The organism is Cobetia sp. BMC6, from assembly GCF_029991385.1.
Classification (GTDB): Bacteria; Pseudomonadota; Gammaproteobacteria; order Pseudomonadales; family Halomonadaceae; genus Cobetia.
Genome location: NZ_JAKUMF010000001.1, coordinates 969,338 through 976,750, shown reverse-complemented (window position 1 = coordinate 976,750; position 7,413 = coordinate 969,338). Strand labels below are relative to the sequence as shown.

At 63.7% G+C, this 7,413-nt stretch carries 8 protein-coding genes and 1 pseudogene; 1 reads left to right on the top strand and 8 read right to left on the bottom strand.

The features are described from left to right. Window positions 1-190 (top strand): annotated as a pseudogene (locus tag MKZ40_RS04190) (IS1380 family transposase); the annotation flags it as partial. Between the two features lie 343 nt (window positions 191-533). On the opposite strand, the gene zigA reads toward MKZ40_RS04190, so the two are convergent. From zigA to ureA, 8 genes are all read right to left on the bottom strand, one after another. Then, entirely contained in the window at window positions 534-1,790 is a 1,257-nt protein-coding gene (gene zigA, locus MKZ40_RS04185) for a zinc metallochaperone GTPase ZigA (protein WP_175089559.1), read from the bottom strand. 327 nt (window positions 1,791-2,117) lie between these two features. Beyond that, window positions 2,118-2,702: a HupE/UreJ family protein gene (locus tag MKZ40_RS04180; RefSeq protein WP_175089558.1), complete on the bottom strand. Its 585-nt coding sequence runs from the start codon at window positions 2,700-2,702 to the stop codon at window positions 2,118-2,120. Between the two features lie 105 nt (window positions 2,703-2,807). After that, window positions 2,808-3,446: an urease accessory protein UreG gene (gene ureG / locus MKZ40_RS04175; protein WP_175089557.1), complete on the bottom strand. Its 639-nt coding sequence runs from the start codon at window positions 3,444-3,446 to the stop codon at window positions 2,808-2,810. Window positions 3,447-3,527: 81 nt separating this feature from the next. Next, the gene (locus tag MKZ40_RS04170; protein WP_175089556.1) at window positions 3,528-4,229 is read right to left on the bottom strand and encodes an urease accessory UreF family protein; all 702 of its coding nucleotides are present in this window, start codon (window positions 4,227-4,229) and stop codon (window positions 3,528-3,530) included. Further along, window positions 4,219-4,857, bottom strand: a complete 639-nt coding sequence (locus tag MKZ40_RS04165; RefSeq protein WP_175089555.1) for an urease accessory protein UreE — start codon at window positions 4,855-4,857, stop codon at window positions 4,219-4,221. Before MKZ40_RS04165 ends, MKZ40_RS04170 begins: the two co-directional genes overlap by 11 nt. Window positions 4,858-4,905: 48 nt before the next feature. After that, the gene (gene ureC / locus MKZ40_RS04160; RefSeq protein WP_175089554.1) at window positions 4,906-6,609 is read right to left on the bottom strand and encodes an urease subunit alpha; all 1,704 of its coding nucleotides are present in this window, start codon (window positions 6,607-6,609) and stop codon (window positions 4,906-4,908) included. Between the two features lie 157 nt (window positions 6,610-6,766). Beyond that, a complete protein-coding gene (locus MKZ40_RS04155) occupies window positions 6,767-7,096 on the bottom strand; it encodes an urease subunit beta (RefSeq protein WP_175089553.1) in 330 nt (109 codons plus the stop codon). A gap of 11 nt (window positions 7,097-7,107) precedes the next feature. After that, a complete protein-coding gene (gene ureA, locus MKZ40_RS04150; protein WP_024952521.1) occupies window positions 7,108-7,410 on the bottom strand; it encodes an urease subunit gamma in 303 nt (100 codons plus the stop codon). Between the last annotated feature and the right edge of the window lie 3 nt (window positions 7,411-7,413).

Genomic DNA, 7,413 nt, shown 5'->3' with positions numbered 1-7,413 from the left:
CCTTCGCTGCTTGCTGGGGCGCCAGACCCGGCAGGGTTGGAGCCTGAGCCGGATGCGTGAACAGGTGCTCAAGGTGGCGGCGACGCTCTCGCTGCACGCTCGGCGCATCACCGTTCACCTCGGCGATGCGGCTGATAAATGGTGGCCTGCCTTGCTGAAGGGGCTGCCGAAGCTGACCGCGCTCAGCTGACGTTCGGCGCAACCACCATAGCTTCAAGAATCGAGCGACCGCAGCGACGGTCGACAATGACGGCTGCTTTAACGGCGTGATTAATTCCTGAACGTTATATAGATACGACAGAAGAGCAGCATTTGGGCATGATTCAGCGGGCCGTTACGGCGTAGATAGCGCCCCTGGTGCGAGAACCCAACGGCCAGCCACTTCAAGCCGCCCGATCAGGGCACTCGTGAATAAGGCGGGTTAACGGGAAGGCCATCTCTGCAAGGAACGTAGAAACAGAACACCCCACTGATCGCGGATCAGTGGGGTGTCTTGGCGAGTGTCAGCAGATCAGAAACTCAGATGCCGCCGCTCATTCCCAGGCGGGGAACGGGTCTGGCAGATCACGCCAGGCTTCCTTCCCCGCCAACAGCGTAGCGTCATCGAGCAGACACTCGTCCAGCGCCTGGCGGATACGGGCTTCATCCAGGTTCTGACCGATGAATACCAGCTCCTGGCGCATGTCACCGAACGGCTCCTGCCACTTTTCCCGGATCGACGCCAGATACTCGGGGTCTTCTGGCCATTCGACCTCAGGTACTGCCTTCCAGAACATGCCGCCGAACCCGTAGTGCGCGATGCCACCGGCCTGGTTCCACTGCCCGGCAAACTGCGGCCGCGTGGCCAGCCAGAAGAAGCCCTTGGAGCGCAGCAGCTTGCCACCGAACCAGTCACCGTGGAGCAACTGGTGGAATTTCTCGGGATGGAACGGCACGCGCGCATGGTAGGAGAAGCTCGAGATGCCATATTCCTCGGTCTCCGGCATGTGCTCGCCGCGCATCTCCTTCAGCCAGCCCGATGCCTGTTGCGCGCGATCGAAGCTGAAGCGGCCAGTGTCCAGCACCTTGGAAAGCGGCACGGCGCCCTTCGTCATAGGCAGAATCTCGGCCTCCGGGTTGAGCGAGCGCAGCACCGCGCTCAGCTCGGCAAGCTGTGAGGCATCGAGCAGGTCCGTCTTGCTGATCAACAGCACATCACAGAATTCGATCTGATCGACCAGCAGATCCGCGACATTGCGCTCATCGTCTTCGCCGAGGCTTTCCCCCGCTTCGGCCAGTGACTGCGCCTTGCGATACTGGGTGAGGAAGTTGGCGCCATCCACGACAGTGACCATGGTGTCGAGACGCGCGACACTGGAGAGGCACTGGCCGTCTTCGTCCTCGAAGGTGAAGGTTTCCGCCACCGGCAGCGGCTCGGAAATGCCGGTGGATTCGATCACCAGGCAATCGAAGCGCCCTTCCTCGGCCAGTCGCCGCACCTCGATGAGCAGGTCTTCACGCAGCGTGCAGCAGATGCAGCCATTGCTCATCTCGACCAGCTGCTCCTCGGCACGATTGAGCGTCACCTCGTTGTCCGCACCGGGTGCGCCACGCACCATGGCGGCATCGATGTTGACCTCGCTCATGTCATTGACGATCACCGCCACTCGACGCCCTTCGCGGTTGGCAAGGATGTGATTGAGCAGCGTCGTCTTGCCGGCGCCCAGAAAGCCGGACAGCACAGTGACTGGCAGAGCCGGAGGCAGTGAATCGGGCCTGTCAGGAGAGGAAGTCGATTGCAGAGTTGTCATCAGTCATTGCCTTGGATTCATGAGGGGGCATCACGCCGAATCACGTGCTGCATGACGCCCATGAGGGCTTGTCTCACAGAGCCCTTGTCAGAGCCCTTGTCGGAGTCCTTGACTGAGGGATTGCATCAGCAAGCACGATTGCGCGGCAGGTCGAGGAATGTGCCATCATCCACTCGACCCCCAAAATGATACGTTATAACATTTCTGAAAAGCAATCCCTTACCCCCTTCCTCCAGAAGACAAAAACGCCCCGCTGGCTTGCCAGCGGGGCGTGAAGTGGTGCAATCAGCGGTGCGTTTTTGGCCGCGTGCAACTCTCAGATGACGATCAGACCGCCATCATGACGGCAGAGGCCATCACCGCCCCACCCACCAGACGGGAGGCGATGGCAGGCACCCCCATCAGGCGCTGGCCGATAGCACGGCCCAGCAACGCCAGAGCCAGCGTCGCGACCACGAAGCCCGCCATGTAGCCCGCGGCGCTGCCAGCCGCCGGCATTTCCAGCGCATGGGCGAAGCCGTGGCAGGCCATGAAGCCGGCGACCATCACGGCGCCAGCCAGGGTCGGCAGACGCAGCAGCAGCGCCACCAGCGCACCGGAGGCCAGCACCGAGAGCAGAATGCCCTGCTCGGCGATCAGCGCATGCAGCGCCTGCCCACCGCTGAGCAGCGCGATGCCCGCCCCCGCCAGCATGCCGACGACCATCAACAGCGGCGTGGCAAGCGTCAAGGCTCGCGACTGACGCGCACTCCAGATGCCGATGGCCAGCATGGCCAGCAGGTGATCCAGCCCGGTGAAGGGATGCGTCAGGCCGGCCATCAGTCCCTGGGCATCATGACCGGGGTGTGCAGAAGCCGAGGTCGCCACCAGCAACAGAGAGGTGGCCAGCAGTGCGGAGTGAGAACGCTTCATGTGTCATTCCTGAACAAGATGATGATGAATCCCCCCCGCCCCCCGTGGTGAGACGAATGCCGGGAGACAATGAATCCTAAGCCAGCGGCAGAAAACGCGGCGCCATCAGGCCTGTGCCGCCAGCTTTTGCGGGCGACGCTCCGGCAGCATGCCGCGATCCAGAATGAAGGCGATGATCTCCTCCAGCCCGACACCGTCATACAGATTGGCGAACACGAAGGGACGCTCGCCGCGCATCTTGCGCGAATCGCGATCCATCACCTCGAGCGAGGCATGCACCTGCTCGGCGATGTCGATCTTGTTGATGATCAGAAGATCCGACTTGGTGATGCCCGGCCCACCCTTGCGCGGAATCTTGTCGCCTGCAGAGACATCGATCACATAGAGGGTGAGATCGGAAAGCTCGGGGCTGAAGGTCGCGGACAGGTTGTCGCCGCCGGATTCCACCAGCACCAGCTCCATGTCCGGGTGTCGCGCCTGCAGATCATCGATGGCGGCCAGATTCATCGAGGCATCCTCGCGAATCGCGGTATGCGGACAGCCACCGGTCTCGACCCCGAGGATGCGGTCCGCGTCCAGCGCTTCATGGCGCAGCAGGAAATCGGCATCTTCGCGGGTGTAGATGTCATTGGTGACCACCCCGATGTCGTAATGATCCCGCAGGGCCAGACACAGCTGGCGCAGCAGCGCCGTCTTGCCGGAGCCCACCGGCCCACCCACTCCTACGCGTAGACAATGCTTCATGGCAGCTTCCTTTCTCGTGAGATATCAGACATTCATGTCGGTCGGTTCAGGCGCCGCCGCCTCAAGACAGGCGGCCTTGGCTCAACTCCTGAACAGACGGGAATATTGTGTTTCGTGCTGTGCGGAGGCGAGTGCCAGTCCCGGCAATATCGGGCCAAGCTCATCATCCAGACGCGCAAGCGCCTGTGAGACGACCTCCACCACGCGGGGGCGTAGCTGCTCGGTCAGACGTTGGGCAGCGGTATGTCCCAGCGGCATGGCCTTGCAGGCCACCGCCAGCTGATTCTCGAGCCAGGCCCAGGCAAAGCCGATCAAGGTCTGACGCGGTGGCACTCCACGCTGATGCGCCACCCAGGCGAACACCGTGACGTAGCCGGGCGCCTGGGGCATCAGCGCGACTGGCGGTTCGAGCTCGAGACTTCTGAGCAGGCGCAGCAGCGCCGCCCCGAGACGCGCGTCCTCATCGCTGAGTTCGGCGGTTTCACGCGTCGCCTTGAGCCAGCCATCCCACTCGTCGAGCGCCGCTGCATCCCCCTCGGCCCACGCCTGCTGCAGACGCACCAACAGTGGCAGCTCGCAACGGCCAAGCCCGTCTTCCAGCACGCCGTCGATCCACTCGCCAAGCTCCTGCTCCTGAGTGACCCAGCCAAGCTCGAAGGCACTCTCCAGCCCCTGAGACCAGGCAAAGGCGCCGATGGGCAAGGCCGGACTCACCAGCTGCAACAGCCCCAGCAGCGCCAGATCCTCCTGCGCCGGCAGGCCCGCCATAGCATCAGTGCTCATGCGTGTGCTCATGGGCGTGGCTGTGAGAATGGCCGTGGCTGTGCTCATGGGCATGCGCATGGTCGTGAGCATGTGAGTGGCCGTGGCCATGACCGTGTGAGTGAGCATGCCCCTGCCCCGCCTGGGCATAGGCCCCCGGCTCAGGGTCAAAGGGCGCCTCGTGATGGATGAGGGTCGCACCCAGACGCTCGGCCAGCTCTTCCAGCACGTGATCCGGCGGGAAGCGCACCCAGCCGGTTGCGCTCGCTGCTTCGCCCTTTCCTTCAGCATCAGCGTCAGGCGTCTGCATGCCGATGGCGAGCTGCACATGGCGATTGCCCAGGTGATAGCAGAGCGCGGCCATCGGGCGCCCGGCGGCGATGTGGGCAGTCACTACCGGCTCATCCGCGGCGCGGATGCGGATCACCTCACCCTCGCGCGAGGCCAGCCGATCGCCGTCACGCAGTACCGGGCCGCGATCCAGAAACAGGCCGACCTCGCGCCCGCCGTCGGTGGTGGCTCGCAGGCGCCCGCGGATGCGCAGTTCCAGCGGCAGGGTCAGGGTGTCGAGAAGCTCGGCATCGGTGTGAGCGCTCGCTGGGTCGCCTGAACCACTGGCGTCTGGCAGGCGATGTATCAGTTCCATCATGGCGTCAATCTCGAATAGGGAATCAGAACAGGCACTTGAAACAGGCCTTCAGAACAGGTGATAGCGCTGGGCCAGCGGCAGCTCGCTGGCAGGCTCACAGGTCAGCAGCTCACCGTCGGCGAAGACTTCGTAGGTCTCGGGGTCGACCTTGAGCTCCGGGCAGGCGTCATTGAGTTTCATGTCGCACTTGCGCACCTGACGCACGTCGCGGCAGGCGGACAGCGGGCTGTCGAGCCCGAGCGCCTCCCCGACACCAGCCTTGAGCGCCGCCTGGGAGACGAATGTCAGGCGCGTGGCGCTGGCTGCCTTGCCGAAGGCACCGAACATCGGGCGGTAATGCACCGGCTGCGGCGTGGGAATCGAGGCATTCGGGTCGCCCATGGGTGCGGCGGCGATCATGCCGCCCTTGAGGATGCACGCCGGTTTGACGCCGAAGAACGCCGGTGACCACAGCACCAGGTCCGCCAGCTTGCCGACTTCAATTGAGCCGACCTCGTGGGCGATGCCGTGGGTGATGGCCGAGTTGATGGTGTACTTGGCGATATAGCGGCGCGCACGGAAGTTGTCGGTGCCGCGCTCGCTGTCCTCTGCCAGCAGGCCGCGCTGTTCGCGCATCTTGTGCGCTGTCTGCCAGGTACGACAGATCACCTCGCCCACACGGCCCATCGCCTGGGAATCCGAAGACATCATCGAGATGACACCCAGATCGTGCAGGATGTCCTCGGCGGCGATGGTCTCGCGGCGAATGCGCGAATCGGCGAAGGCGACGTCCTCGGGAATGCTCGGGTCCAGGTGGTGGCAGACCATCAGCATGTCGAGGTGCTCGTCCACCGTGTTGATGGTGTAGGGGCGCGTCGGGTTGGTGGAGGACGGCAACACGTTGGGCCGCGAGCAGGCGGTGATGATGTCCGGGGCATGGCCGCCACCGGCACCTTCGGTGTGGAAGGTGTGGATGCAGCGGTCCTTGAAGGCCGCCAAGGTGTCCTCGACGAAGCCCGACTCGTTCAGGGTGTCGGTATGGATCGCCACCTGCACGTCATAGGCATCGGCGACGGTCAGACAGTTGTCGATGGAGGCCGGCGACGTGCCCCAGTCCTCATGAAGCTTGAGGCCGATCACGCCGGCCTCGATCTGCTGCTCCAGCCCCTGTGGCAGCGAGGCATTGCCCTTGCCGAGAAAGCCGATGTTCATCGGCAGGCTGTCCACCGCCTGCAGCATCTTGCCGATATGCCACGGCCCCGGCGTACAGGTAGTGGCATTGGTGCCGGTGGCAGGCCCGGTGCCGCCGCCGAGCATGGTGGTGATGCCGCTCATCAGCGCCTCTTCCACCTGCTGAGGGCAGATGAAGTGGATGTGCGGATCGACTCCACCAGCGGTGAGAATCTTGCCCTCACCGGCGATGATCTCGGTGCCCGGGCCGATCACGATATCCACATCGGGCTGGGTGTCGGGGTTGCCCGCCTTACCGATGGCCGCGATGCGCCCGGCCTTGAGGCCGACATCCGCCTTGACGATGCCCCACCAGTCCAGAATCAGCGCATTGGTGATCACGGTATCCATCACGCTCTCATCGGCGCGCTGGCTCTGACCCATGCCATCGCGGATCACCTTGCCACCGCCGAACTTCACTTCTTCCCCGTAGTGGGTGAAATCCTTCTCCACCTCGATCCACAGCGCCGTATCGCCCAGACGCACGCGGTCCCCGGTGGTCGGGCCGTACATGTCGGCATAGGCCTGTCGCGTTATCTTCATGGGTTGCCTCTTGATCCCTGAGCCACAGCTTCTAAGCCAACGCTTCTGAGCTGCAGTTGCTAAGCCGCAATTTCTGAACTGCAGTCGCCAAGTGAGCGCCGAACTGAATGCCTGTCAGCGCCATTGCCTGACGTCTGCCGGAAGGAGCGTCGCTCGCTCAGCGCTGGACACTGCCGTCATCCTTGAGTTGCCCCATCACCTCGCCACGGAAGCCATAGATATGACGGCTGCCGGCGAAGGGGATCAGCGTGACGTCACGCGTCTGCCCCGGCTCGAAGCGAATCGCCGTGCCGGCGGCGATGTCCAGGCGCTGCCCGAGGGCTGCCTCACGATCAAACACCAGCGCCGGATTGGCCTCGGCAAAGTGATAGTGCGAGCCGATCTGGATCGGTCGGTCGCCGGTATTGCCGACCGAGAGCGTGGTGCGCAGGCGGTCCTCGCAGAGAGAGATCTCGCCGTCCGCCACCAGATATTCACCGGGAATCATGATTGCTCGCCTCACACGATGGGGTTGTGAACGGTCACCAGCTTGGTGCCGTCCGGGAAGGTCGCCTCGACCTGCACTTCGGGAATCATCTCGGCGATGCCTTCCATCACGTCGTCACGGGTCAGCACCTCCGCGCCGCGCCCCATCAGCTCGGCCACGCTCAAGCCTTCGCGGGCGCCTTCCAGAATCTCGGCGCTGATCAAGGCGATGGATTCCGGGTAGTTGAGCTTGAGGCCCTTGGCCTTGCGGCGTTCCGCCAGCAGCGCTGCGGTGAACAGCAACAGCTTGTCCTTGTCTCTTGGCGTCAGTTCCATGTC

What these genes read in the sequence shown, in the direction of transcription:
- zigA (WP_175089559.1), bottom strand. Translation starts at nt 1,790, where the DNA reads ATGACAACTCTGCAATCGACTTCCTCTCCTGACAGGCCCGATTCACTG.
- MKZ40_RS04170 (WP_175089556.1), bottom strand. Translation starts at nt 4,229, where the DNA reads ATGAGCACTGATGCTATGGCGGGCCTGCCGGCGCAGGAGGATCTGGCG.
- MKZ40_RS04165 (WP_175089555.1), bottom strand. Translation starts at nt 4,857, where the DNA reads ATGATGGAACTGATACATCGCCTGCCAGACGCCAGTGGTTCAGGCGAC.
- MKZ40_RS04180 (WP_175089558.1), bottom strand. Translation starts at nt 2,702, where the DNA reads ATGAAGCGTTCTCACTCCGCACTGCTGGCCACCTCTCTGTTGCTGGTG.
- ureC (WP_175089554.1), bottom strand. Translation starts at nt 6,609, where the DNA reads ATGAAGATAACGCGACAGGCCTATGCCGACATGTACGGCCCGACCACC.
- MKZ40_RS04155 (WP_175089553.1), bottom strand. Translation starts at nt 7,096, where the DNA reads ATGATTCCCGGTGAATATCTGGTGGCGGACGGCGAGATCTCTCTCTGC.
- ureG (WP_175089557.1), bottom strand. Translation starts at nt 3,446, where the DNA reads ATGAAGCATTGTCTACGCGTAGGAGTGGGTGGGCCGGTGGGCTCCGGC.
- ureA (WP_024952521.1), bottom strand. Translation starts at nt 7,410, where the DNA reads ATGGAACTGACGCCAAGAGACAAGGACAAGCTGTTGCTGTTCACCGCA.